At 61.3% G+C, this 25,303-nt stretch carries 23 protein-coding genes; 12 read left to right on the top strand and 11 right to left on the bottom strand.

Annotated features, from left to right (window positions below):
- Positions 1-117: 117 nt before the first annotated feature.
- On the bottom strand, positions 118-732 hold the full coding sequence (locus V7756_RS01610) for a DJ-1/PfpI family protein (protein ID WP_335608413.1): 615 nt from the start codon (positions 730-732) through the stop codon (positions 118-120).
- A gap of 83 nt (positions 733-815) precedes the next feature.
- Between V7756_RS01610 and V7756_RS01615 the strand changes: the two genes are divergently transcribed.
- The 5 genes from V7756_RS01615 (at position 816) to V7756_RS01635 (ending at position 6,362) form a co-directional block, all read left to right on the top strand.
- The gene (locus tag V7756_RS01615; protein ID WP_335608414.1) at positions 816-2,186 is read left to right on the top strand and encodes an aminotransferase-like domain-containing protein; all 1,371 of its coding nucleotides are present in this window, start codon (positions 816-818) and stop codon (positions 2,184-2,186) included.
- 134 nt (positions 2,187-2,320) lie between these two features.
- Complete coding sequence (locus tag V7756_RS01620; protein ID WP_335608415.1) at positions 2,321-2,500, top strand: general stress protein; 180 nt, start codon at positions 2,321-2,323, stop codon at positions 2,498-2,500.
- Between the two features lie 312 nt (positions 2,501-2,812).
- Positions 2,813-4,261, top strand: a complete 1,449-nt coding sequence (locus V7756_RS01625; RefSeq protein WP_335608416.1) for a TrkH family potassium uptake protein — start codon at positions 2,813-2,815, stop codon at positions 4,259-4,261.
- Between the two features lie 39 nt (positions 4,262-4,300).
- Entirely contained in the window at positions 4,301-5,680 is a 1,380-nt protein-coding gene (gene trkA, locus V7756_RS01630) for a Trk system potassium transporter TrkA (protein ID WP_335608417.1), read from the top strand.
- A gap of 394 nt (positions 5,681-6,074) precedes the next feature.
- Positions 6,075-6,362 (top strand): ferritin-like domain-containing protein, encoded by a 288-nt coding sequence (locus V7756_RS01635; protein ID WP_335608418.1) that lies wholly within the window; start codon positions 6,075-6,077, stop codon positions 6,360-6,362.
- Positions 6,363-6,402: 40 nt separating this feature from the next.
- Here the strand turns inward: V7756_RS01635 and V7756_RS01640 are convergent, their stop codons facing one another.
- Positions 6,403-6,924 carry a glycine cleavage system protein R gene (locus V7756_RS01640; protein WP_335608419.1) on the bottom strand — a complete coding sequence of 174 codons (522 nt, stop codon included), beginning with the start codon at positions 6,922-6,924 and terminating at the stop codon, positions 6,403-6,405.
- A gap of 99 nt (positions 6,925-7,023) precedes the next feature.
- Positions 7,024-7,908: an HDOD domain-containing protein gene (locus V7756_RS01645; RefSeq protein ID WP_335608420.1), complete on the bottom strand. Its 885-nt coding sequence runs from the start codon at positions 7,906-7,908 to the stop codon at positions 7,024-7,026.
- Between the two features lie 136 nt (positions 7,909-8,044).
- On the opposite strand from V7756_RS01645, the gene V7756_RS01650 reads away from it, so the two are divergent.
- Positions 8,045-9,238: a class I SAM-dependent rRNA methyltransferase gene (locus tag V7756_RS01650; protein WP_335608421.1), complete on the top strand. Its 1,194-nt coding sequence runs from the start codon at positions 8,045-8,047 to the stop codon at positions 9,236-9,238.
- Positions 9,239-9,394: 156 nt separating this feature from the next.
- Here V7756_RS01650 and V7756_RS01655 read toward each other — a convergent pair whose 3' ends face one another.
- Complete coding sequence (locus V7756_RS01655; RefSeq protein WP_335608422.1) at positions 9,395-10,048, bottom strand: HAD family hydrolase; 654 nt, start codon at positions 10,046-10,048, stop codon at positions 9,395-9,397.
- Positions 10,049-10,214: 166 nt separating this feature from the next.
- Here V7756_RS01655 and rppH point away from each other — a divergent pair, with 166 nt between their 5' ends.
- Together rppH and ptsP are read left to right on the top strand one after the other, a co-directional pair.
- On the top strand, positions 10,215-10,703 hold the full coding sequence (rppH, locus tag V7756_RS01660) for an RNA pyrophosphohydrolase (protein WP_335608423.1): 489 nt from the start codon (positions 10,215-10,217) through the stop codon (positions 10,701-10,703).
- 2 nt (positions 10,704-10,705) lie between these two features.
- Positions 10,706-12,973 carry a phosphoenolpyruvate--protein phosphotransferase gene (gene ptsP / locus V7756_RS01665; protein WP_335608424.1) on the top strand — a complete coding sequence of 756 codons (2,268 nt, stop codon included), beginning with the start codon at positions 10,706-10,708 and terminating at the stop codon, positions 12,971-12,973.
- A 21-nt stretch (positions 12,974-12,994) separates the two neighbouring features.
- Here the strand turns inward: ptsP and V7756_RS01670 are convergent, their stop codons facing one another.
- Positions 12,995-13,756 (bottom strand): NRDE family protein, encoded by a 762-nt coding sequence (locus V7756_RS01670; RefSeq protein ID WP_335608425.1) that lies wholly within the window; start codon positions 13,754-13,756, stop codon positions 12,995-12,997.
- Positions 13,757-13,920: 164 nt separating this feature from the next.
- Between V7756_RS01670 and V7756_RS01675 the strand changes: the two genes are divergently transcribed.
- The 4 genes from V7756_RS01675 to V7756_RS01690 are packed head-to-tail and all read left to right on the top strand — an operon-like array spanning position 13,921 to position 16,825.
- The gene (locus tag V7756_RS01675) at positions 13,921-14,703 is read left to right on the top strand and encodes a sulfite exporter TauE/SafE family protein (RefSeq protein WP_335608426.1); all 783 of its coding nucleotides are present in this window, start codon (positions 13,921-13,923) and stop codon (positions 14,701-14,703) included.
- Positions 14,704-14,712: 9 nt separating this feature from the next.
- On the top strand, positions 14,713-15,507 hold the full coding sequence (gene lgt / locus V7756_RS01680) for a prolipoprotein diacylglyceryl transferase (protein WP_335608427.1): 795 nt from the start codon (positions 14,713-14,715) through the stop codon (positions 15,505-15,507).
- On the top strand, positions 15,504-16,298 hold the full coding sequence (locus V7756_RS01685; RefSeq protein ID WP_335608428.1) for a thymidylate synthase: 795 nt from the start codon (positions 15,504-15,506) through the stop codon (positions 16,296-16,298). The genes lgt and V7756_RS01685 overlap by 4 nt, the downstream gene beginning before the upstream one ends.
- Entirely contained in the window at positions 16,295-16,825 is a 531-nt protein-coding gene (locus V7756_RS01690; RefSeq protein WP_335608429.1) for a dihydrofolate reductase, read from the top strand. Before V7756_RS01685 ends, V7756_RS01690 begins: the two co-directional genes overlap by 4 nt.
- 34 nt (positions 16,826-16,859) lie before the next feature.
- Here the strand turns inward: V7756_RS01690 and V7756_RS01695 are convergent, their stop codons facing one another.
- The 6 genes from V7756_RS01695 to V7756_RS01720 form a co-directional block, all read right to left on the bottom strand.
- Positions 16,860-18,524 (bottom strand): EAL domain-containing protein, encoded by a 1,665-nt coding sequence (locus V7756_RS01695; protein WP_335608430.1) that lies wholly within the window; start codon positions 18,522-18,524, stop codon positions 16,860-16,862.
- A 230-nt stretch (positions 18,525-18,754) separates the two neighbouring features.
- Positions 18,755-20,593, bottom strand: a complete 1,839-nt coding sequence (gene ilvD / locus V7756_RS01700) for a dihydroxy-acid dehydratase (RefSeq protein WP_335608431.1) — start codon at positions 20,591-20,593, stop codon at positions 18,755-18,757.
- A gap of 160 nt (positions 20,594-20,753) precedes the next feature.
- Positions 20,754-22,037, bottom strand: coding sequence for an amino-acid N-acetyltransferase (gene argA / locus V7756_RS01705; protein ID WP_335608432.1), 1,284 nt, complete (start codon positions 22,035-22,037; stop codon positions 20,754-20,756).
- A gap of 75 nt (positions 22,038-22,112) precedes the next feature.
- Positions 22,113-23,261 carry an acetylornithine deacetylase gene (gene argE, locus V7756_RS01710; RefSeq protein WP_335608433.1) on the bottom strand — a complete coding sequence of 383 codons (1,149 nt, stop codon included), beginning with the start codon at positions 23,259-23,261 and terminating at the stop codon, positions 22,113-22,115.
- Positions 23,262-23,322: 61 nt separating this feature from the next.
- The gene (locus tag V7756_RS01715; protein WP_335608434.1) at positions 23,323-24,582 is read right to left on the bottom strand and encodes an inorganic phosphate transporter; all 1,260 of its coding nucleotides are present in this window, start codon (positions 24,580-24,582) and stop codon (positions 23,323-23,325) included.
- A 37-nt stretch (positions 24,583-24,619) separates the two neighbouring features.
- Positions 24,620-25,297, bottom strand: coding sequence for a TIGR00153 family protein (locus tag V7756_RS01720; RefSeq protein ID WP_335608435.1), 678 nt, complete (start codon positions 25,295-25,297; stop codon positions 24,620-24,622).
- Between the last annotated feature and the right edge of the window lie 6 nt (positions 25,298-25,303).

Consider the following 25,303-nt stretch of genomic DNA (forward strand, 5'->3'; position numbering starts at 1 on the left):
TCATCGCGCGTCGGCCGCTGTTGACCCTGGTTGCCGGGCCAGGGTTTCCAGGGGGCGTTAGTCGGGGCGCTGGCATTGCTTTAGAGGTTGGGCTGGCCAGCGCCATGCTGGCCTTGATCAGCACGTGGGCAGCGGCTCGGCGATGCATCCGATCAACGCCATGGCATGGCTCACGAATTCCTCCTTCTCCCCCACCGGCGCCACATAGTGCAGCGCCGCAGCGGCCGCTTCGTCACCCTGCAGCCGGGCAATTACCCAGGCGGCAACGTAACTGGAGGCCAGGCAGCCGCCTGCTGTTGCAATATTGCCTTGAGCAAAGAAGGGTTGGTTGAGCACCTCGATGCCCGCTTCCTGTACCCAGGGTTTGGTAGTGAGGTCGGTACAGGCGGGTAAACCCTGCAGCAGACCCAACTTGGCCAGCAGCAGGGCGCCGGAGCATTGCGCGGCCAGCAGTTGCCGGGCCGGATCCAGCTTGAGCTGAGCCATCAGCTCGGTGTCGGCTGCTATGCCGCGCGTTTTGATCCCGCTGCCGATGATTACCGCATCGGCGCTGCTGGCCTCGGCCAGGCTGCTCTGGCTTTCCAGCACCAGACCGTTCATTGAGCGTACGCGAGGTGTTGGGCTGGTGAGGCTCACGCGCCAACCTGGCTGCCTGATGCGGTTGAGAATGCCGTAGGCGATCAGCGAGTCGAGCTCGTTGAAGCCGTCGAAAGTGAGGATGCTGATGTGCATGAGCTGCTCCTGTGGTCGGGGGTTGCCCGGCAGCATCGAATGCTTGACCATGACAATCAAATAATTGTCATGGATACATTGGCGTGGCGCGCAGCAGATACAAAAAACTGGTGGATTCACTGGCGGCGCAAATTCGCGCAGGCCAGCTGGCTCCCGGCACCCGATTGCCCACCCATCGTGAGCTGGCCGTCCAGGAGCGGATAGCCCTGGTAACCGCCTCGCGCATCTATGCGGAGTTGGCAATCATGGGGTTGGTCAGTGGTGAGGCGGGGCGCGGCACCTTTGTCCGCGAGCTGGCCTTGCCGCCCGGCCATGGCGTGGATCAGCAAACAACCGCGGCAGAGATGCTGGATCTGAATTTCAACTACCCGGCCCTACCCGAGCAGACCGATCTCTTTCGCAGCGGTCTGCGGCAACTGGCCAGCGCCGGTGATCTGGACGCTCTGCTGCGCTATCAGCCGCACGCCGGACGGCCGCATGAGCGCGCGGCGGTAGCCCAGTATCTTGCGTGCCGAGGCCTGGCCGTAACGGCGCAGCAGGTGCTCATAGTCAGCGGCGCGCAGCATGGACTGGCGGCCAGTGTCATGGCGCTGCTTGATCCGGGCGATGTGGTGGCGGTCGATAGTCTGAGCTATCCGGGTTTCAAGGCGCTGGCCGAAGCCCAGCGGTTGGAACTGCTGCCCATTCCGGTAACGCACGGCGGCAAGTGCGCTGGCCTGCAACCTGATCTGGAGTCCTTGGCCGTGCAGTGCACGCAGCGGCGCGTGCGCGCCATCTACGCAATGCCCACCTTGCACAACCCGCTAGGCTGGGTGCTGAGCCTGGCGCAGCGTCGGCGGCTGGTGGCCATTGCACGCAAACATGACCTGCTGATTATCGAAGATGCCGCCTACGCCTTTCTGGCCGATGCACCGCCTGCGCCGCTCGCTGCGTTGGCGCCGGAGCGTACCTTGTATGTATCGGGATTCTCCAAGAGTCTGGCTACCGGATTGCGGGTTGGCTACGTGGTGGCGCCAACTAAGTGGGTGCCGCAGTTGGAACGCGTAATACGTGTGACCACCTGGAATACCCCCGGCCTGATGACAGCGCTGGTATGCGACTGGCTGGCCGACGGCAGCGTGGCGCGTATGGAAGCGCAAAAACGCGAGGATGCCGCTAAGCGCCAGGCCATGGCGCGGCAAATACTGAAGGAGCTGCACTGCGTCGGCCACTCGGCGTCCTATTTTCTCTGGCTGCCTTTGCCCGCCGAGGTGCGCGCCGATCAGGTCGTTATGGGCTTGCTGCGGGCGAAGGTGGCGGTATCTTCAGCCGAACCCTTTGCTATCTCGGAGCGGGTGCCGCACGCCATTCGCCTCGCGTTGGGTTCGGTGGCGCTACCCATGCTGGAGGTTGCCCTGCGGCAGGTGGCACGGGTAATCTACGCTTGCTCCTGCGGTGTAACTACCTCGCCGTAGCCCGGCCTAGAGCGGCGGCTGCCGCCTGTCGCCGGGGCAAGATCATCGCTCGAACTATTGTTTACGGGCCCCCGTCAACAGAACAGAGGCGCTTGATACCCAGGTTTGCCTCTGACAAGACGAGGAGGTTCATCATGAGCAACAATGCAAAAGGTAACCCAGGCAACTTCGCGAACGACAAGGAAAAGGCATCCGAGGCAGGTCATAAAGGCGGCCAGAGCAGTGGCGGCAATTTTGCCAATGACCGCGAAAAGGCTTCGGAAGCAGGCAAGAAAGGTGGCCAGAACAGCCACAGCGGCGGTCGCCGGAGCTGATCGCTGGAGCGGAGGCGCAAGCCTCCGTTTTTTTTATCTGTCGATCAGCTGCAGGCTGGCCGGCGCCTGTTCCTTTCAGTACTGAAGATCGCTGGCCGCATCGCTGGTATTGGCGATTTACCAGCAGGGCTGGAAATTATCCCCGCAACTGATTCCACTACGGTTCGTTTGGCCGCCAGCGCGTTGCGCTTGAATCAGGCTGGCGCACTGGTTTTCGCACGCTCTGCTCGAGATAAAAGCGCATAAAGAATTACGGCGTGTGTGGCCGCGTTTGGCTATCATGTGCAGACGCTTTTCGAGGTAGGTCAGTACATGTTGCGGTTCTTGCGTCCCGTCTTATTCGTATGCGGCATTCTGATGTTGATCATGGCCGGTTTGATGGCCTGCGTGGCGGTTTTTGCCTGGTGGCGGCAGGACCCGGAGATGCAGGTTTTTCTGATCTCGGCGGCTATCACCCTGGGGGTTGGCGGTAGCCTGGTAGTGAGTTGCCGTACGCCCGGTTTTCACCTGATTTCTCGCCAGCTCTATCTGCTCACCAGCCTCAGTTGGGTCTTTCTTTCCCTGGCTGGTGCCTTGCCGCTGTTCTTCAGCCACTTTCAATTGGGCCCGGCCGATGCTGTTTTCGAGGCGGTATCCGGGATTACCACCACAGGGTCGACGATTCTCAGCGGGATCGAGGATCTGCCTGCCAGCCTGCTACTGTGGCGCTCGTTGCTGCAATGGATGGGCGGCCTGGGGGTGATCGGCATGGCGGTATCCATCCTGCCCTTTTTGCGCATTGGTGGCATGCGGCTGTTCCATACCGAATCGTCCGATTGGTCGGACAAGTCGATTCCCCGGGTTCAGTCGCTGGCGCGCCTGCTGGTGCTCACCTACCTGACCCTTACCGTCGCCTGCATCACCAGTTACTGGTTGGTGGGTATGACGTTATTCGACGCCATCAATCATGCGATGGCGACCGTCTCGACCGGCGGATTTGCCACCGATGATCGCTCGATGGGCCGCTTTGGTGCGGCGGTGTTGTGGGTGTCTATTCTGTTCATGGTGCTCAGTGCCTTGCCCTTTACCCTGTTGATCGCTTTTGGCCGGCGGCCCTCGCTGGCACTGTTCAAGAATCAGCAGGTGCTGGGCTTTCTCGGCATATTGTTCGTTGTCACGCTGCTGCTGACGGTGGATCTGATCAATCTCAACCTGTTCGGCCCCTTCGAAGCGCTCACGCAGGCGGCTTTCAATCTGGTCTCGGTGATTACCACTACCGGCTTCGCCGCCAGCGACTATACCCAGTGGGGCACTTTCAGCATCGCGCTGTTTTTTGTTGTGACCTTTATCGGTGGCTGCTCGGGTTCTACCAGCGGCGGCATGAAGGTTTTCCGCTTTCAGCTCAGCTATCTGTTTCTGCGCTCGCAGATCCGCAAGCTGATCCACCCCAATGGCGTCTTTGTGACTCAGTACAACGGTAAGCCGGTGCAGGATGACATCATTCTTTCGGCCATTGCCTTCTCTTTCCTGTTCTTCGTTACCCTGGCAGTGACAACCATGCTGTTGGCAATGATGGGGCTGGATCTGCTTACCAGTCTGACAGCCGCGGCCACGGCGTTGACTAACGTAGGTCCGGGGCTGGGCGAGATTGTTGGGCCGGCGGGCAACTTTGCCAGTTTGCCGGATGCCGCGAAGTGGCTGTTGTCGCTGGCGATGCTGATGGGTCGCTTGGAACTCTTGACGCTGATGGTACTCTTTACCCCCATGTTCTGGCGCGGCTGAGATGCAACGGCGGCGCATTCATACGGCTGGAGAGGGTTGATGCGGATCATAGTGCTGGGGGCTGGGCAGGTGGGCCGTAGCCTGGTGGAACATCTGGTCAACGACAGCAACGACATCACCGTGGTGGACATCAACAAGCAGCGTCTGCAGATGCTGTCCGACCGGTTTCAGGTCAAGACGTTGTGCGCGCCGGCCTCGCATCCGGTCACGCTCTCGCGTGCCGGCGCCGAGGATGCGGACCTGCTGGTCGCCGTGACCAGCAGTGACGAGATCAACATGATTGCCTGTCAGGTGGCGCAATCGCTGTTCAATGTGCCCAGCAAGATTGCCCGCGTCCGCGAGCCCGGCTACATGGAGCAGGGCCAGGCGCTGTTCAGCAAAGCATCGGTGCCGGTGGATGTGCTGATCAATCCCGAGGCGCTGGTCACCCAGCACCTGAAAAAACTGATTCGTTACCCCGGCGCCCTGCAGGTGATCAACTTTGCCGACGGTCGCGCGCAACTGGTGGCCGTGCGCGCTCTGCGCGGCGGGGCGCTGGTAGGCCAGGAGATCGCCTCGTTGCGCGAGCTGCTGCCTTCGGTCGAGATTCGCGTGGCGGCGATCTTCCGTCGTGATCGCTCGGTGGTACCCCGCGGCGACACCCTTATTGAAGAAGACGACGAAGTGTTCTTTGTCGCTGCCAAGTCCGATATTCGTCTGGTCATGAGCGAGCTGCGCCGCCGCGAGAAGCGCTACAAGCGCATCATCATCGCCGGCGGCGGCAGTATAGGCGCGCGCCTGGCGCAGGCACTGGAAGAAGAGTACCGGGTCAAGTTGATTGAGCAGGATCTGCCGCGGTGTCAGTGGTTGTCGCAACAGCTACAACGTACCACTGTGTTGCACGGCAGTGCCTCGGACCGCGAGCTGCTGATTGAGGAGAGCATTGAGGCGACCGATGTGTTCATGGCGGTCACCAACGATGACGAAGCCAACATCATGGCCTCCATGCTGGCCAAACGCATGGGCGCGCGTACCGTTATTACCCTGATCAGCAATCCGGCCTATGCCGAGCTGGTGCAGGGTGGGGATATCGACATTGCCATTTCGCCGCAGCAGGCCTCGATTGGCGCTCTGCTGACTCATGTGCGCAAAGGGGATGTGGTGGCTGTGCATTCACTGCGCCGCGGCGCCGCCGAAGCTATCGAAGCCATCGCTCACGGTGATGCCCAGAGCTCGCAGGTAGTTGGGCGGCGGCTGGATGAGCTGCCGCTGCCAGATGGCACCGTGGTGGGCGCGGTAGTGCGTGGCGACAACGTGATCATCGCGCATGACAGCACCGTGATTGAAGATGGCGACCATGTGATTGTGTTTGTTTCCGATCAGCGTGATATGCCGGCAGTGGAGCGGCTGTTTCAGGTGGGCCTGACTTTCTTGCTGTAGTGGTTTTTTTGCCGGCCAAAGCTTGACGTCTCAGCGGCCGGTGGTTTTCCTGGGAAGGCCGGGTTCCATCCCGGCCGCGGCACCTGACTCGGCGCGAGAGGTGGTGATACCCACCGAGGGCGCAGTTGTGTTCTTTGTGTAAAGGGCGAGCACACCAGCTTGATCACCGAGATTAGCGGCTGCGCCGCTGGACGAGATGGCGCTCGTCCTTCCCAGGTGAGACCGGCGCTGGGTTCTGAGGCTGGCTTTCTATGCGCCGCCCACGCGGTACGCACTTTGTGTCATTCTGGGTGTGCAGGTGCTGTATCAGATCTTGGCAGTCTGGCTGCCATACTCATGCTGAGCCCCGCGTAGAAGGGGCGGCGCAATCTGTGGATGTCGAGGAGATAGGACTATGTCGAACGAGGGCTACCATGAACCCGTCGCCGAGCTGAGCGATGAAACCCGCGATATGCATCGCGCCGTGGTCTCGCTGATGGAAGAGCTGGAGGCGGTGGACTGGTACAACCAGCGGGTTGATGCCTGCAAGGATGAGGAACTCAAGGCGATCCTGATTCACAATCGCGACGAGGAGAAGGAGCACGCAGCCATGACCATCGAGTGGATTCGCCGCCGTGATCCGATCTTCGATGAGCAGCTGCGCGAGTATCTGTTTACCGAGAAGAAGCTCGGCAAACACTGACGAGACGGTGCCCCGCGCGTGATGCGCGGGGATTTCAGACTCAGGTGAGAGGCTGTTCCTGCAGCTCGACCATCAGATCATCCGCCAGATTCTCCAGAGCATCGCGCAGGGCACTCAGATCGGTCTGCGGATAAACGCCCAACTGCGCTTCGGCCTTGAACAGCAGGTCGGCACTCATGGGGGCGGGTACGCATTCGGTGTCCAGGGATTCGACGTTGACGCCGTGGCTGGCCAGCACCTGGGACACTTCATGCACGATGCCGGGGCGGTCGTTACCAACCAGGGTCAGCAAGAGTGTCTGTTGTTCCGGTTCATCGGCCAGGCCGCTTACCGCCACCTGCACGTTGATACCCAGGTGCGTGAGGCTATCGAGCTCCACGCGCAGGGCTTCGACCCGGTCGCTGGCGATATCGACCCGCAGAATACCAGCAAACTGACCGGCCATGCGTGCCATGCGGCTTTCCAGCCAATTGCCGCCGTGGCGGCTGATGGCCAGCGCCAGGCTTTCTACCAGGCCGGGTTTGTCGGCTGACATTACGGTGATCACGAGGGGGGTGGTCATGCGGTATCTCCTGTGGCTTGGGCAGATTGCAGCGGTTGGTGGCGTGGCCGGGCCGAACCGCGAGGCTACCTGGCGCGGCGGCCCGGTCGCCTTGCGGGATCAGTCCTGGTAGTAGCGACCCTCGCCGCTGGCGGTCAGTTCCTGGCAGACTGCTTCGAGGTTCTCGAAATCATATTCCGACAGTCCCACGTATTCGAGAATGGCGTGGCCGACGGCGTTCCATTCATGGTCGATCTTCTGGTTGCCCAGGACCCGATAAGCCTGACAGATATGTTCGGCCATTTTAAGGATGGCGAGCAGGTTTTTCTGTACCGCGTCGCTGCTACCGGGTGCGAGAAACAGCTGTTGGGCGTTGTGATGGCTGGCAATAGCCTCGCACAGATGGCGCGGCAGCAACCAGGACTTGGCGGTGTAGTAACCGATCACCGCATGGTTGGTGTTCATGCGCTGGTTTTCCACATCGACGATGCGCGCCTGATCCTGCGCGTAGGAGTCTTCCATTACCTCGATGTAGTAGGGGAAGCGCGCCAGCATCAGCGGGATACCGCAGTTGTGGAACAGGCCCAGTGCGTAGGCCTCATCCGGTTCGACACAGCCGATGCGCTTGGCCAGGGTCATGCAGGTCATGGCGATGTCTTGTGCGCTGTCCCAGAACCGGTTGAGGTTGACGATGTTCTCGTCGGTCAGCTCGCCGCGAATGGACTGCGCATTGACGATGTTGATTACCCGGCTGACGCCGAGCAGATTGACCGCCTGCTGAATGGACGTGATGCGATTGGCCAGGCCGAAGAAAGGCGAATTGACGATCTTCAGCAGGCTGCCGGATAGGCCGGGGTCCTGGCTGATCAGTCGGGCAATAACCTTCAGATCGGGGTCGGGCATGACCTGCTCCATCATCAGGTCAACCATGATCTGCGGCTGCGGCGGCACGCTGATGCCTTGCAGGGCGCTGGTAATTTGCTCGTCCGTAAAGTCCGGGGTCATGGCGGGGTAGTCCAGTATCGTCGCGAGTATCGGACTGACGAGTTTAGCCGGAGACTAGCGCGCTTGGCACCCTGTATAATCGCCCGCCTGTGACATTTTTCTGCTGAATCCGACTGCCCGACTGGAGTAACCCCCCATGACACTGCCAAGCCTGCGTCTCAAACACAATGCCGACAGACGCATCCGCGGAGGCCATCTGTGGGTCTTCAGTAACGAGGTGGATACCGCCCAGACGCCGCTGGCCGAGCTGCAAGCCGGCCAGGAAGTACAGCTGGAAACCGCCTCCGGCAAGCCGCTGGGCCTGGTCTGTGTGAGCCCCAACAACCTGATCTGCGCGCGGCTGCACAGCCGAGACAGCAGCCATGTGCTGGACAAATCGCTGCTGGTGCACCGTTTCAAGGTGGCGCTGAGCTTGCGCGAGCGGCTGTTCGACAAACCTTTCTATCGTCTGGTTTACGGCGAGTCGGACTTGCTGCCGGGTCTGGTTGTCGACCGCTTTGGTGATTATTTTGTAGTGCAGATCGGCACGCCCGGCATGGAGCGTGTGCGTGATGACATAGTCGCGGCCCTGGTGCAGGTATTCAAGCCGCAGGCGGTGCTGTTCAAGAACGACAGCGGCGCGCGCAAGCTGGAAGGGCTGGAGTCCTACGTCGAAGATGCTTTTGGCACTATGCCCGAGCTGGTAGCGCTGGAAGAGAACGGCGTGGCCTTTCAAGCGCCGGTGCGTGATGGACAGAAAACCGGCTGGTTCTATGATCACCGGGCCAACCGCGCGCGCCTGGCGCCCTACGTGGCGGGCAAGCGCGTACTGGATCTGTACAGTTACATCGGCGGGTGGGGTGTGCAGGCCGCTGCCTTTGGCGCCAGTGAAGTCATGTGTGTGGACAGCTCCGCACCGGCCCTGGACCGGGTCGAAGCCAATGCGGAGCTCAATGGTGTGGCGGAAAAGATGGTGGTGGTCGAGGGTGACGTACTGGCGGCACTCAAGGAGTTGAAAAACGCCGGCGAGCGCTTTGACGTGGTCATTGCCGATCCGCCGGCGTTCATCAAGAAGCGCAAGGACATACGCAACGGCGAAGCCGCCTACCGCCGCCTGAACGAGCAGGCCATGCGCCTGCTCAACAAGGACGGCATCCTGGTCTCGGCGTCCTGCTCCATGCACCTGGAAGAAGACAAGCTGAAAGAAGCCCTGCTCGGCGCCAGTCGCCATCTGGACCGCAACCTGATGATCACCGAGCGCGGCTTTCAGGGTGCCGACCACCCGCTGCACCCGGCGATACCGGAAACAGGTTATATCAAAGCGCTGTTCTGCCGGGTTACACCCGTCTGAAGACGGGAAGCTACAAGCGGCAAGCGGCAAGCGGCAAGCGCGGATCGGCGTTTGCTGGCGAGTGAGGTTGGGAGAAACACCGAGCAGGTCTTGGCAGACATCAGTTCGGGCCACTCGAACTGCTTGCCGCTTGAAGCTTGCCGCTTGAAGCTGTCGTCAGCGCAAGCTGACGACCGGCCACCCCTGCGCTTCGGCGTGTGCCTTTAGGGTCTCATCCGGATCGACGGCGACGGGATGGTCAACCATGCTCAGCAGCGGCAGGTCATTGTGCGAGTCGCTGTAGAAGTAGCTGCCTTCCAGCGTCTTGTTGTTTTCCAGCAACCAGCGTTGCAGGCGGGTGACCTTGCCTTCGCGGAAACAGGCGACATCTATGCTGCGTCCGGTATAGCGGTCGTTCTCACGTTCGCACTCGGTGGCCAGCAGTATGTCGATGCCCAGTTCGCGGGCAATCGGCGCGGTAATGAAGCGGTTGGTAGCGGTGATGATCATCAGGGTATCGCCGGCGGCGCGGTGTTTGGCGATCAGCTCGGCGGCCTTGGGCAGCATGATCGGCATGATCTTCTCGGCCATGAACTGCTGGTGCCAGGCGTCCAGCTGCGCGGGCTCGTGCTGGCCGAGCGGTGCCAGACAGAAGTCGAGATAAACCTGAATATCCAGTTCACCAGCCAGGTATTGATTGAAGAACTTGTCGTTCTGGGCCTGGTAGGCCTCGGGATCGACAATGCGCTGGGCAACGATGAATTCGCCCCAGGCGTGGTCGCTATCGCCGCCCAGGAGGGTGTTGTCGAGGTCAAAGATGGCAAGGCTCAAAAGCAGCTCCTGAAAGTCGGATCGGTAAAAAAATCAGCCGCTAGAATAATCCACTGAGCCGACAAATGCGCTGCCTGCGTGCCGCGACAGATTGCCGGTTTCTGCAATTGCTGCTCTACGCTCCTTTGTGGAACAATGCAGGAGATATAAAAGAAGGATACTGGCTGTGATTGACCCCGATGGTTTCAGACCCAATGTAGGCATCATCCTGACCAATGAGTTGGGGCAGGTGCTTTGGGCCAGACGTATCGGGCAGGATTCCTGGCAGTTTCCACAAGGCGGCATTCAGCGTAATGAAAGCCCCGAGCAGGCCCTGTACCGCGAGCTGCACGAAGAGGTCGGCCTGCTGCCGGAAGATGTCGAGATTCTTGCCTGCACCCGCGGCTGGTTGCGTTACCGCCTGCCACAACGGTTGATTCGCAATCACTCGCAGCCGATTTGCGTCGGCCAGAAACAGAAATGGTTCCTGCTGCGGCTGACGGCGGAAGAACAGCGTGTTTGCATGACCAAGACCGCAAAACCCGAATTCGATGGCTGGCGCTGGGTCAGTTATTGGTATCCTCTGGGGCAGGTGGTTCCATTCAAACGTGATGTGTACCGGCGGGCCATGAAAGAGCTGGCTCCGCGGCTACTCACCAGTCTCCCAGGTTGCTGAATATGCTCAACACGCTGCGCCGGATTGTTCAGGAGGTAAACTCTGCCAGAGACCTGGCAGCAGCTCTGGACATTATCGTGCAGCGTGTGCGCGAAGCCATGGGTACCGAGGTGTGCTCGGTCTATCTGCTCAACCCTGAAATCGGCCGCTATGTGCTGATGGCCACCGAAGGTCTGAACAAGGACGCGGTGCGCGCCGTTACCCTGGCTACCAACGAAGGTCTGATCGGTTACGTGGGCACCCGCGAGGAGCCGGTCAATCTCGAAGATGCCGCCTCGCACCCACGCTTTCGCTATTTTGCCGAGACCGGTGAAGAGCGTTATGCCTCCTTCCTCGGTGTACCTATCATTCACCACCGCCGGGTCATGGGCGTGCTGGTGATTCAGCAGAAGGAACGGCGCCAGTTCGATGAGGGCGAAGAAGCCTTTCTGGTGACCATGAGCGCCCAATTGGCGGGCGTTATTGCCCACGCCGAGGCCACTGGCGCCATCGGCGGCCTGGGCTGGGGCGGCGAGGTGGTGCAAGATACGCGCTTTGACGGTGTAGCCGGGGCGCCGGGCGTTGCCATCGGGCATGCGGTGGTGATTCTGCCGCCGGCCGACCTCAAGGCCGTGCCCGACAAACAGGCCAAGGACATCGACAACGAGATTCGCCTGTTCCGCGGCGCGCTGGATAGCGTGCGTGCCGACATGCAAATGCTGTCGAGCAAGCTGTCTACCCAACTGCGCCCGGAAGAGCTGGCGCTGTTCGATGTCTATCTGATGATGCTCGACGATGCCGCCCTGGGCAACGAGGTGATCAAGGTCATCAAGGCCGGGCAGTGGGCCCAGGGTGCCCTGCGTGAGGTGGTGAGCGCCCACGTTGGCCGCTTTGAATTGATGGACGATCCCTACCTGCGCGAACGCGCCGCCGATGTGAAGGACCTGGGGCGGCGGATTCTGGCCTACCTGCAAGCGGTCAATCAGCAGGAACTGGTCTTTCCCGAGCACACCATTCTGGTCAGCGAAGAATTATCGCCAGTGATGCTGGGGCAGGTGCCCAAGGAGAAGCTGGTAGGCCTGGTCTCGGTATTGGGGTCCGGCAGCTCGCACGTGGCCATTCTGGCGCGCGCCATGGGCATCCCCACGGTCATGGGCGCGGTGGATCTGCCCTATACCCGGGTGGACGGCATGGAGCTGATTGTCGATGGCAACCGTGGCGAGGTGTACACCAACCCTTCCACCGAGTTGAGTCGGCAGTACCTTGAGCTGGTGCGCGAAGAGCGCGAGCTGGTGCAGGGGCTGGAGAAGCTGCGCGATGTGCCCTGTGTGACCACCGACGGCCATCGCATGCCATTGCTGGTCAATACCGGGTTGCTGGCTGATGTGGCGCGCTCACTGGATCGCGGCGCCGAAGGCGTGGGGCTGTACCGCACCGAAGTGCCCTTCATGATTCAGGATCGCTTCCCCAGCGAGAAGGAACAGCAGGCCACTTATCGCGAGCAGCTTGAAGCGTTCCATCCGCTGCCGGTGACCATGCGTTCGCTGGATATCGGTGGTGACAAGGCGCTGACCTATTTCCCGATCAAGGAGGACAACCCCTTCCTCGGTTGGCGGGGTATCCGGGTTACCCTGGATCACCCCGAAATTTTCCTGGTGCAGACGCGCGCCATGCTCAAGGCCAGTCAGGGCCTGAACAACCTGCGCATCATGCTGCCGATGATCAGCAGTTTGTACGAGGTGGAAGAGGCGCTGCATCTGATTCACCGCGCTTACGGTGAAGTGCTGGATGAAGGCGTGGATGTCCCCATGCCGCCGGTGGGGGTGATGATCGAGGTGCCTGCCGCGGTGTATCAGGCGCGTGAGCTGATCCAGATGGTCGACTTTCTCTCCGTGGGCACCAACGATCTGACGCAGTACCTGCTGGCGGTAGACCGCAACAATCCGCGCGTGGCCGACTTGTACCATTCATTGCACCCAGCCGTGCTGCAGGCGCTGCTCAAGGTCGCGGCTGCCTGTCGAGAGGCGGGCAAGCCAATGAGTGTGTGTGGTGAGATGGCGGGCGACCCCGCAGCAGCGGTGCTGTTGATGGCAATGGGCTGTGATGTGCTGTCGATGAATGCCACCAACCTGCCCAAGGTGAAATGGCTGCTACGCCAGATCAGCATGACCGACGCCAAGGCCTTGCTGGACGAGGTGATAGGCCTGGACAATCCGCACCTGATCCTCAGTACCCTGCACCTGGCTCTGCGCCGCATGGGGCTGGGCAAGGTGCTCAGCCAGGCGCGCTGAGCCTGGCCAGGCCGCTGCGCATCAGTGGCCGGCCAGCCGCCAGCGGCTTTCCCCTTCGGCTTCCCCCAGCGGGCCAAAACGCTCTTCGATCAACTCCACATCATGGTTCGCGTGCAGACGCAGCAAGCTGCAGGCGCGGGTGCCGTAGTCCTGATTGCCGCGGATAAAGGCCGCCGACAGCATCTTTTCCATATCCGGGTTGATGCCGGTGTGTGGCAACAGCTCATCAGGATAGATGTGATCATCGTGCAGCAGCGTCAATAGTTGCTCGGCCGAAGCAGCCGGTTGCGCTGCCAACTGGTCGCGCAGGCGGGTGAGCTTCGGCCAGGGCGTATCCAGGGCGGCATTGGACAAGCCGTAGACGCCGGGCGGCAGTTGGTGTGGTTTGCCCTCCAGGCTATTCAGAAACCAGAGTTCGCGACGATCGCCGACCAGCAGGTTGAAACCCGCGTATTCTCCCGCCTGAGCGCTTAACGGCGCCAGATAGTCCTGGGGCGCGCTGTCGCTCTGCAGGTAGTCCAGTACCAGCTTGCCGCGTGACAGCGGGCCGCGCATGGCACCGGGGGTGCGAATATTGGTCAGCGCGGCAAAACGTCCGGTGCGCGTCACGCCCAGCCAGGTGCCGCCGGCTTCCAGGTCCTTGCCGGCCAGCAACTCGGGCAACTGCTCGTCATTCCAGGGTTGCGCGGGGCGCGCGGGCCGCCGATGAAACTCATCGCGATTGCCGATCAGGGTCAGCGGATATTCTTCGGCCACCTGCCAGGCCAGGGCAATCAGACACATGCGGTTCTCCTCTTGGTTGCGCGACAGTCTACCTGTTCAACCGGAAGTCGGGGTGTGTTCAACTGCATGCGGTGCGCGGTTATGGTGGCCAGCCGTTTTCCGTTAAACTAGCGAACTTTCCGGGGCCTGCATGCGCATCCGGGTCCGTTGCTGCCGGGGGCGTTGTGGAATTTCTGATCTATCTGGTGCTGGGTGGTTTTGCCGGAACGCTGGCCGGGCTCTTCGGCGTGGGCGGCGGCATGATCATAGTGCCGGTGCTGGTCTACAGTTTTGCGCTGCAGGGATTTTCGCCGGACGTGTTGACGCACATGGCTGTAGGTACCTCGCTGGCAACCATCGTATTTACCTCCATCAACGCTATTCGCGCGCACCATCGTCTGGGTGCGGTACGCTGGCCGTTGTTTGCCTGGATGACCTTGGGCATTGTCGCTGGTTGTGTGCTGGGCGCCCTGACCGCCGCTTACATTTCCGGTCCGGCGCTGCAGAAGATCATCGGCGTGTTTGCCATCGCCGTGGCCATTCAGATGGCCTTCAAGTTGCAGCCCAAGGCGGCGCTGGCCGAGCCGGGCAAGCCGACGCTCTCGGTGGCGGGCGTGGTGATCGGTTGGGCTTCGGCCATTTTCGGCATTGGTGGCGGTTCGCTCACAGTACCCTTTCTGGTCTGGCGTAGCGTGCCCATGCAGCAGGCAGTGGCGACCTCGTCTGCCTGTGGCTTGCCGATTGCGCTGGCCGGTGCGGCCAGCTTTGTCTGGACCGGATGGACGGCAACGCCCTTGCCGGCGTGGAGCCTGGGGTATATTTATCTGCCGGCGCTGATCGGCATCGCGGCCACCAGTATGCTGTTTGCCGGTTTTGGTGCGCGCCTGGCGCACCGCTTGTCGCAGACCCTGCTGAAGCGGTTGTTTGCTCTGTTGCTGTTGTGTGTGGGTATCAATTTCCTTGTCTAGAGAGTGGTTATGCTGACTTACCCGAATATCGACCCGGTGGCGGTATCGCTGGGACCGCTGCAGATTCACTGGTACGGCCTGATGTACCTGATCGGTATTGGCGGTGCCTGGTGGCTGGCCAAGCGCCGGCTGCCGGAGCACTTTCCGGAGTGGAACAAGGAAACCCTGTCCGATCTGGTGTTCTGGGTCGCGCTTGGGGTGATAGCCGGCGGGCGTCTGGGCTACGTGCTGTTTTATGATCTGACAGCCTATATCGACAACCCGGTACTGGTGCTGGAGATCTGGAAGGGCGGGATGTCGTTCCACGGTGGCCTGCTGGGGGTGTTGCTGGCGGTGCTCTGGTTTGCGCACAAGCACAATGTGCGTTTCTTCCGCTTGATGGATTTTGTCGCGCCGCTGGTACCCATTGGTCTGGGCACCGGGCGCATCGGTAATTTCATCAATGCCGAGCTGTGGGGCAAGGCGACCGATCTGCCCTGGGCCATGGTGTTTCCGACCGATCCCGAGCGGCTACCACGGCACCCCTCACAGTTGTATCAGTTTGCGCTTGAGGGTGTGGCGCTCTTTGTGATTCTCTGGATCTACTCCAGCAAGCCGCGCCCGACCATGTCCGTCAGCGGCTTGTTTGCCATTTGCTACGGGGTGTTCCGCTTTGCTGTCGAGTTTGTCCGGGTGCCGGACGCGCAGCTTGGTTACCTGGCCTTCGGCTGGCTGACCATGGGCCAGTTGCTGTGCATTCCAATGATTCTTCTGGGGGCCTTCATGATGGGCCAGGCCTACCGTCGAGAGGGGCGCTACGCATGAAGCAGTATCTTGATCTGATGCGCCTGGTGCGCGAAACCGGCACCTTCAAGAGTGACCGTACCGGCACCGGTACCTGCAGTGTGTTCGGCCACCAGATGCGCTTTGACCTGAGCGCCGGCTTTCCGCTGGTGACCACCAAGAAGTGCCATCTCAAGTCCATTGTGCATGAGCTGCTGTGGTTTCTGCAGGGCGATACCAATATCCGTTATCTGAAGGAAAACGGCGTTTCCATCTGGGACGAGTGGGCCGATGAAAACGGCGACCTCGGTCCGGTCTACGGCTACCAGTGGCGCTCCTGGCCAGCGCCCAATGGCGAGTCGATCGATCAGATCAGCAAACTGATCCAGATGATCAAGAGCAATCCCGACTCCCGCCGTCTGATAGTCTCCGCCTGGAACCCGGCATTGGTAGACCAGATGGCGCTGCCGCCCTGCCATGCGTTGTTTCAGTTCTATGTGGCCGACGGCAAGCTGAGCTGCCAGCTGTATCAGCGCTCGGCGGATATCTTCCTGGGCGTGCCCTTCAATATTGCCAGCTATGCCCTGTTGACGCTGATGGTGGCGCAGGTCTGCGATCTGCAGCCCGGTGACTTTGTCTGGACCGGCGGCGACTGCCATCTGTACGCCAATCACATCGAGCAGACTGATCTGCAACTGACGCGTGAGCCGCTGCCGCTGCCCACCATGCGGCTGAACCCGGAGGTCAAGGATCTGTTCGCTTTCACCTTCGATGACTTCACCCTGGAACACTACCAATCGCATCCGCACATCAAGGCACCGGTGGCGGTATGACTGGTGCGCACAACGACATCAAGATCGCGATGATCGCGGCCATGGGCAGCAATCATGTGATTGGGCGCGACAACATGATGCCTTGGCATCTGCCAGAAGATCTCAAATACTTCCGCGCCACTACGTGGGGCAAGCCCATAGTGATGGGACGCAAGACCTTTGATTCGCTGGGAAGGCCGTTACCGGGTCGCAGTAACATCGTGATCAGCCGGCAGCCTGGGCTGAGCATTGCCGGCGTACAGGTGGTGGGTGATATCGCGGCGGCGCTGCAGCTGGCGCGGCATCAGGCCGAGCTGGACGCGGTAGACGAGATCATGGTGATCGGCGGCGGCAATATCTACCAGCAGTGCCTGGCGCTGGCTGATCGGCTGTATCTGACCCGCGTGGAGCTGGCGCCCGAGGGGGATGCCTGGTTTCCGCAGTTCAGCGACGCCGATTGGGAGTTGAGCTCGGAGCGCGCGGTCGCTGCCGGTGCGGATTATCCGGCACACGCGTATCAGGTGCTGGAGCGTCGCGCTGCTGTCTGAGTGGTTGCGGCGGTCTATTGCCTAGGCGCTGTGCCTAGACGCTGGGCACGCCGCTGATGATGGCATCGAGTGGGCGAGGCTTGCCTATCCAATAACCCTGCAGGAAGTTGCCGCCCCAGCTGGATAGCTGATCGGCACTGTGCGCGTTCTCCACGTAATTGGCCGTGACCTGCTTGTTCATGCTGCGGGTCAGGCTGATCAGGTTTTGCACATACGCGGCTTTGTCCGGGTCGGCATCCTGCGTCAGGTCGCGGGCGTTGATCTTCACACCCTTGATCGGCAGGCGGTTGAGATAGCCGAAGGCGCCATATTCAGAGCCGAAGTGATCCAGCCAGATATCCACGCCCAGCGCGGCCAGTGCTTCGCACAACTGGGTGGCCTGACTGGCGTGCTTGAGCAGAGCGTCTTCGCGCAGCTCCAGCTGCAGCATTCGGGGTGACACCCGACTTTTCATCAGCAGCTGTTTTAGTTGCTCGGCAAAGCGTGGCTGCTTCAGCTCGCGGTCGCTGAGATTGATCGACAGGCGGCAGTCGATGCCCGCTTCCTGCCACTGGCGAACTGCTTCCAGCGCCTGCCCAATCACCCAGTGACCCATGGGCAGAATCAGACCGCTGTGTTCCGCCAGCTTGAGGAAGGCGTCGGGCGAGAGTAGGCCCAGGGTGGGGTGCTGCCAGCGCAGCAGGGCTTCCCACGCCACGGTGTCGCCATTGCTAGTGTCCACTATGGGTTGATAGTGCAGGCGGAACTGCCCGTCCAGCAGGCCGTGGCGCAGGCCCTGCTCCACATTCAGATTGTGGCGCGTCTGCGCCTCTTCCTGCGGGCTATAGAAGGCATAGGCGTTGCGGCCATTGGCCTTGGCGCGGTAGAGCGCCTGGTCTGCGTGCTGCAGCAACTCCGTTGCCGTGGTGCCGTGGGCGGGGAAGGTGGCAATGCCTACGCTGGCAGAAATCAGCAGGTGGTGACCACTGAGCGTGATGGGCTCACTCAGCGTGTGGATGATCTTGCTGGCGATCAACGCGGCGTCGTTCGGGTCGTGCAGGTCGTTGAGCAGGGCGACGAACTCGTCGCCGCCGATACGGGCGATCAGGTCGTCCTGGCGGATAGTGCGACGCAGTCGGTTGGCGATCACTGCCAGCAGCAGGTCACCCAGGCCATGGCCGAAGCTGTCGTTGATCTGCTTGAAATAGTCCAGATCGATATACAGCAGCGCAAAGCCGGTAGGGCTGCGCTGGCCGCGCATGATCATGCGTTCGAGTTCATCTTCCAGCAGGGCGCGGTTGCCCAGGCCGGTGAGCGGGTCCTGGCGCGCCAGTTGGGCCAGCTTCTCGCCGCTGCTGCGACGCATTGCTGCGTGAATCAGCGCGCGCTCCAGTTGTTCGGCATCCAGCGTGGCGTAGGCAAGAACGTCGTCGGCGCCATCATTGATTGCAGCGCTGTCCTGCTCGGGGGTGGTGCCGTCGCTGATCAGCAGATACAGCGTACTGTTGGCAGCGCGGCGGGCTTCCTGCAGCAGTGCGACGTCATTGGGCAGCAGGCAGGCGGTGAAGTCACCCTTGGCCAGGCGGGAAATGGCTTCACGCGGGCGAGTGCAGACTTCGACCTGCAGGGGGGATTTCTGGGCGTGGCACAGCTCGAGCAGTTGCTCGCGCTTTTTGATGTTGGGTTCAACCAGCAGTAACGTGGTGGCTGTAGTTTCCATCTGATCCGTGCCAGGCATCTTTGGTGTTGTTCGTCCATGCACAATTCAATGACGTCATAATGTTAACGTCATCACAGAATGCTTACAGCTGTTTGATGTAGCAGGAGGGCGGAATCTCCGACCAGCGGTATGGCACATGGCCTTATCTGTCAAGTAGTTGACTAAAGTTTTCGCTGATTGGTTCAATGGCAAGAATCCGGCGCGGCTTGGCTGGCCGCGCCGGCGTTGTTTCAGTCTTCCAGCATGCTCTTGTCGCGCACGGCACCCTTGTCGGCACTCGTGGCCAGCAGGGCGTAGGCCTTGAGCGCGGTGGTGACCTTGCGTGGACGTTTTTCCACCGGCTTCCAGCCCAGCTTGTCCTGCTCGATCCGGCGGTGGGAAAGCTCTTCATCGCTGACCAGCAGGTTGATGCTGCGGTTGGGAATGTCGATCAGTACCTTGTCGCCGTCGCGCACCAGACCAATGGCGCCGCCGGCAGCGGCTTCCGGCGAGGCGTGCCCAATAGACAGCCCCGAGGTGCCGCCGGAGAAGCGACCGTCGGTCAGCAGCGCGCAATCCTTGCCCAGTCCCTTGGACTTCAGGTAACTGGTGGGGTAGAGCATCTCCTGCATGCCGGGACCGCCTTTGGGGCCTTCGTAACGAATGATCACGATATCGCCGGCTTTCACTTCGTCGGCCAGAATGCCCTTCACGGCGGTGTCCTGGCTCTCGTAGATCTTGGCGCGGCCTTCGAAGACGTGAATCGACTCGTCCACCCCAGCGGTTTTCACAACGCAGCCATCCTGGGCGATATTGCCGTACAGCACGGCCAGGCCGCCTTCCTGGGAGTAGGCGTGCTCAACACTGCGGATGCAACCGTTTTCGCGGTCATCATCCAGGGTGTCCCAGCGGGTCGACTGGCTGAATGCTGTCTGCGTCGGGATACCCGCCGGGCCCGCTTTGAAGAAGGTATGCACGGCTTCGTCGTCGGTCTGGGTGATGTCCCAGGTGGCGATTGCCTCTTCCATGCTGGCACTGTGCACCGTCGGCAGGTCGGTATGCAGCAGGCCGCCACGTGCCAGCGAGCCCAGGATGCTGAAGATACCGCCAGCGCGGTGCACGTCTTCCATGTGGTACTTCTGAATGTTTGGCGCGACTTTGCACAGTTGCGGCACCTTGCGCGACAGACGGTCGATGTCGCGCAGGTCGAACTCGACTTCGCCTTCCTGCGCTGCGGCCAGCAAGTGCAGAATGGTGTTGGTGGAGCCGCCCATGGCGATATCCAGCGTCATGGCGTTCTCGAACGCCTTGAAGTTGGCGATGTTGCGCGGCAGGACGCTGTCGTCGCCGTCGCCGTAGTAGCGCTTGCACAGATCGACGACGGTGCGACCGGCGCGCAGAAACAGTTGTTCGCGGTCGCTGTGGGTCGCCAGGGTTGAGCCATTACCCGGCAGCGCGAGACCCAGCGCTTCGGTCAGGCAGTTCATCGAGTTGGCGGTGAACATGCCGGAGCAGGAGCCGCAAGTGGGGCAGGCCGAGCGCTCGTATTCGGCGACTTTTTCGTCCGAGCTGCTTTCGTCGGCGGCAATCACCATGGCATCGACCAGATCCAGGCCATGGCTGGCCAGCTTGGTCTTGCCGGCTTCCATCGGACCGCCGGAAACGAATACCACCGGTACATTCAGGCGCAGCGCGGCCATCAGCATGCCGGGGGTGATCTTGTCGCAGTTGGAGATGCAGACGATAGCATCCGCGCAATGGGCGTTGACCATGTACTCGACTGAATCGGCGATGATCTCGCGCGAAGGCAGCGAATAGAGCATACCGTCGTGGCCCATGGCGATCCCGTCGTCCACGGCTATGGTGTTGAATTCCTTGGCCACGCCGCCAGCGCGTTCGATTTCACGCGCAACCAGTTGGCCCATGTCCTTGAGGTGCACGTGGCCGGGTACGAACTGGGTGAAGGAGTTGGCGACCGCAATAATCGGCTTCTTGAAGTCTTCGTCCTTCATGCCGGTGGCGCGCCACAGCGCGCGAGCGCCGGCCATGTTGCGGCCAAAGGTGGAGGTTTTTGAGCGGTAATCAGGCATGAGGGTACTCTCGTGGTGTATTGCAATACGCAAGCATACCAATTCACCGGGCGGCATGCAGCCGCTCGGCGCGGGTGTGTTGCATGTTGAACCGGGCAGGGCGGTGAAAAAGCCTCTTTTCGCCTCGTGATGGCAACGCCGGTCGTTGTTCAGCGAGCAGTCAGAGCGCCTTTTCGAACACCTTGGAGTTGCGCTGATAGTTGTACAACTCGGCCCGCTTGGCCGGCAGGCGCTCAACACTGCTGGGCACAAAGCCACGCTCGCGGAACCAGTGCGCGGTGCGCGTGGTAAGCACGAACAGGGTATCGATCTTCAGGCTGCGCGCCTGGGCTTCGATATGCTGCAGCAACTGGTCGCCGCGACCGCCCTGGCGGTAATTGGGGTCGATGGCGACGCAGGCCAGTTCAGCGCTGGTAGAGCCTTCCAGCGGGTAGAGCGCGGCGCAGCCGATGATGGTGCCGTCGCGTTCGACCAGGGTGAATTGGCTGATCTCGGTCTCCAGCACTTCCCGTGAGCGACGCACCAGAATGCCGGCTTCTTCCAGCGGACGCAGCAGATCCAGCAGACCGCCGACGTCTTCGATGGTCGCCGAGCGAACCTGTTCGAAGGCTTCCTGGGCGACCAGAGTGCCGCTGCCGTCGCGGGTGAACAACTCGTTGAGCATGGCGCCGTCTTCGGCAAAGCTGACAATGTGTGAGCGGCGCACGCCAGCGTTGCTGGCCTTGCAGGCGGCGCGCAGCAGGTTGCCCGGCAGCGAGTTGCCCAGGTTGTTGAGTAGGGGCGCGGCGCGGGTGGGTTTGAGCTCACGCAGCAGGTCGCCGTGCTCGTCGCGGATGCCGGTGTCTTCACCAAACAGAATCAGTTTGTCGGCGCCCAGTGCGGCCGCCACGCTGGTGGCGACATCTTCACTGGCCAGGTTGAATACCTCGCCGGTGGGCGAGTAGCCCAGGCTGGAGAGCAACACGATGTCGTGCTCGTCCAGATGCCGGCTGATGGCCTTGCGATCAACCCGGCGCACCTCGCCGGTGTGATGAAAGTCGACGCCGTCGACCACGCCGATGGGCTTGGCGGTGACCAGGTTGCCGCTGGTAACCCGCAGGCGAGCGCCCTGTTGCTGAGTACACAGCTGGGCTTCTATGGCGATCCGCAGCGCGCCCACAGCATCGGTTACGCAGGCCAGGGTATCCAGGTCGGTGATGCGCAGGTCGTTGTGGTAGCGCGAGCTGATGCCGCGTGCCTTCAGTCGCTCCTCGATCTGCGGGCGAGAGCCATGCACCAGCACCAGGCGCACGTCCAGGCTGTTGAGCAGCATGATGTCGTGCACGATATTGCTGAAATTCGGGTGCGCCAGGCCTTCACCGGGCAACATCAGCACAAAGGTGCAGTCACGGTGCTGGTTGATGTAGGGCGTCGAGTGGCGGAACCAGTTGACGTAGTCGAGCATTCGCGGCGTTTCCAGGCAAAAGAGCTATTAAAGAGTGTGGCGGCGCCGGCATCAAGCCGCTGGCGCTGGAATTGTCTACTGCAGGCAAAATCGCTTGATCAGCTGGCGCAGAATATCCACGGTCGGATTGAGTCTGTCCATGGCCAGAAACTCGTCCGGCTGGTGCGCCTGATCAATGTCGCCGGGGCCCAAAATCAACGTATGCATGCCGATCTGGTTGAGGTAGGGGCCTTCCGTGGCAAAGGCCACACTGCCGGCACTGTGGCCGGTGAGGGCTTCGCAGGCCTGTACCAGTGGCGCATCGGCGGCGGTGTCCATGGGCGGTACACCGGGGAATAGCGGTGCATAGACAATCTGCACCTGCCGCTCGGCGGCGATTAGGTCGAGCCGGGTCTGAATGTCGGCGCGCAGGGCATCCGGGTCCATGCCCGGCAGGGGGCGAATATCGAACTCCAGCGCGCACTTGGCGCAGATGCGGTTGGGATTGTCACCGCCATGGATGCAGCCGAGATTGAGCGTGGGCGTGGGTACGCCGAACAGCGGATTGTTCCAGCGTTTCTGCCAATCGGTGCGCAGTGCCATGAGCTCGCTGATCACGCTGTGCATGGCTTCCATGGCGTTGTTGCCCAGGGCCGGGTCGGAGGAGTGGCCGGCCTGACCGGTGATGTCAATGCGCTCCATCATGATGCCCTTGTGCACGCGTATCGGCTTGAGCCCGGTTGGCTCGCCGATGACCGCATGCCGCGCCTTGGGCAGGCCGCTGGCGACCAGCGCCCGAGCACCGCTCATGGAGCTTTCTTCATCGGCGGTGGCCAGCACGATCAGTGGTTGCTTGAAGGGTTGGTCTACGTAGTTGCGGACGGCTTCGATGATCAGCGGAAAAAAGCCCTTCATGTCGCAGCTGCCCAAACCATACCAGCGGCCATCGGCTTCGGTCAGCTTGAAGGGGTCGTGCTGCCAACGCTCGGGATTGCAGGGCACGGTATCGGTATGGCCGGCCATGACCAGGCCACCGGGGCCGCTACCCAGAGTGGCGATCAGGTTGGCCTTGCCGGGCTCGCCGGGGATGGGTTGAATTTCGCAGGCAAATCCCAGGTCGCCCAGCCAACTGGCCAGCAGATGCACCACCGGCAGGTTGGACTGGTCCATATCGTCCTGGGTGCAACTGATGGAGGGTAGTTTGAGCAGCGCATCGAATTGCGCTTTCAGCGAGGGCAATGCCATGAAAACTCCGGGCGGCGTAAGCGAACAATGAAGTTCAGCTTACGCCGCCGGATGCCTTCCGTCAGCTGAAAATCCCGGAAAGGATGAAGAAGTAGATGATGGCCAGCACCGCGCCGGCGGGCAGGGTGACTACCCAGGAACTGAAGATGGTGCCGATTACACGCAGGTTGAGCGCGCCTATGCCGCGGGCCATGCCCACCCCCAGCACCGCGCCCACCAGAGTGTGGGTGGTCGAAATCGGCAACCCGATGGCTGATGCGCCTACCACTGTGGTGGCGGTCGCCAGCTCGGCGGCAAAGCCGCGGCTGGGGGTCAATTCGGTGATGTGCTGGCCGATGGTGGCAATCACCCGGTAGCCGTAGGTAGCCAGACCAACAACAATGCCCACACCGCCCAGCAGCAGGACCCAGCCGGGCACTGTGGACTGACTGGCCACTTCTCCGCCGGAACTGAGTACGCCGACAATGGCAGCCAGGGGGCCGACGGCGTTGGCAACGTCGTTGGAGCCGTGGGCAAAGGCCATGGCGCAGGCGGTGAAGATCATCAGCACGGCAAAGACCTTTTCCACGCTGGCAAAATGGAAGGCCTTGTCGGCTTCAGGGTCAGCCTTGATGCGGCGGAGCAGCAGCACACCAACCGCGCACACGACGGCGCCAAACAGCAGCGCCAGTCCCAGACTCTGCCAGCCACTGAGATGCAGGCCGACATGTTTGAGCCCCTTGGTGAGGGTCACAATGGTCACCACAAAACCGACGATGAACATGTAGAAGGGCACGTAGCGCTTGGCGTTGGCGAAGGGGTCTTCGGTGTCGAGGATGAGCTTGTGCACGCTCATGAAGATCATGAAGGCGACAAAACCGGACAGCAGCGGTGAAATCACCCAGCTCGATACGATGGGCACCACGCCGCCCCAGTGCACGGCGTCCATGGACACACCGACCGCGCCAAAGCCGATCACCGCGCCGATGATGGAGTGGGTGGTGGAGACCGGCCAGCCCTTGATGGAGGCGATTAGCAGCCAGGTGCCGGCCGCGAGCAACGCGGCCAGCATGCCGAATACCATCTTGTCCGGGGGAATCATGTCGGCATCGATGATGCCGCTGCGAATGGTCTGGGTAACCGAGCCGCCGGCCAGATAGGCGCCGAGAAACTCGAATACCATGGCGATCAGAATCGCCTGTTTGATGGTCAGCGCGCGGGAGCCGACCGAGGTGCCCATGGCGTTGGCAACATCGTTGGCGCCTACCCCCCAGGCCATGAAAAAACCGAAGAGGCAGGCCAGGATGAGCAGGACTGTGCCGTACTCTGCAATCAGCGTCATATTCAGTACTCTATTGGGTGCATGGTTAAGCCGGCCCTTAGCGGGCCATCAGCAATTCCAGGCGGTTGCCTACGCGCTGTGCGCGGTCAGCCACATCACCAATCCATTCGATGATCTGATACAGGAACATGACGTCCACTGGAGGCAGGTCCTTCTCCAGCTTGTAGAGGTCGGCGCGCAGCTTGATCTGCATGTTGTCGGTGTCGTGCTCGATGCTGTCGAGCTCTTCGATCATGCGCTCTACCAGAGTAACCTCACGCCCCGAGAAGCCTGTTTCGAGCAACTCGTCCAGCTCGTTCATGGCCTTGAGGGCCTGCGCTGCAGCATCGATGGAGCGTTGCACAAAAGCGCGGAACGCCTCGCTCAGCGGCACCGGAATCATCATCTGGCGGCCCAGCATCAGGCCGGCGATATCCTTGGCGCGGTTGGCTACTTTGTCCTGTACACTGAGCAGCTCGAGCAGGTCCGAGCGCGGTACCGGCAGGAACAGGCTCTTGGGCAGGTGCACGCGAACATCCTTCTTGAGTTTGTCGGCGTCGCGCTCCAGTTGGGCAATGTGCTGTTGCACGCGCTCCGCTTCCACCCAATCGTTGGCGATCACGGCCTCTATGAAGGGCATCAGTTGAGCTGCACACTCGTGTGCCTTGGCAATATGCTGCTGCATCGGGCCTATGGGGGAGCGACCGAACAGGCTGAGAAAAGGATTGTTAGGCATAGCGCC

The sequence above is a fragment of the Halopseudomonas sp. genome, from assembly GCF_036961105.1.
Classification (GTDB): domain Bacteria; phylum Pseudomonadota; class Gammaproteobacteria; order Pseudomonadales; family Pseudomonadaceae; genus Halopseudomonas.